This window comes from Streptomyces sparsogenes subsp. cuspidosporus (assembly GCF_039532705.1).
Taxonomy (GTDB): Bacteria; Actinomycetota; Actinomycetes; order Streptomycetales; family Streptomycetaceae; genus Streptomyces; species Streptomyces sparsogenes.
Window position 1 is genome coordinate 1 of sequence record NZ_BAAASD010000168.1, and the last position, 547, is coordinate 547.

Sequence of the window (547 nt, forward strand, 5' to 3'; positions counted from 1 at the left end):
ACGGTGGCGGGGTTGTTGCGGGGGACGCGGGAGCGGGTGCTGGAGGCGTTGGAGGATCAGCATGTGCCGTTCGACCAGGTGGTCGCCGCGCTCAATCCCGAACGCCGCTACGGCGTCACCCCGTACGCGGCCGCGGTCCTCAACCTGGCGCCGATGGACGACGGCTACCCCCTCGGCGGGACCGTCCTGACCCCGCTGATGAGCAGCCAGCTCGCCGCCGAGCAGAAGTTCCCGGTCACCGTCACCGTCTACCGAGAGGACGGGCGGGACCGCGTGGGCCTCTCGTACCGCGGCGACCTGCTGACCCGGCGGCACGCCGAGGAACTCGCCGGACTGCTGCGCGAACTCCTGGCCGCCCTGTCCGCCCTGTCCGAGACCGCCCACGACCCCGTCCTGCGCCAGGGCGCCACCGGGGTGGTGCAGTACCGGGAGTTCGTGCGGGAGCAGGCGGAGTCGGCGGTGTCGGTGGCGGGTCGTGCGGGGGTGGAGCGGTGGTGTGGGCGGTTGGCGGGTGCGCCGGCCTATGTGTCGTGGCCGGGGTCGGGGG

The 547-nt window shown here is 73.7% G+C and carries 1 pseudogene; it reads left to right on the forward strand.

The window, feature by feature from the left end:
- Positions 1-547 (forward strand): annotated as a pseudogene (locus ABFY07_RS42895) (hypothetical protein); the annotation flags it as partial.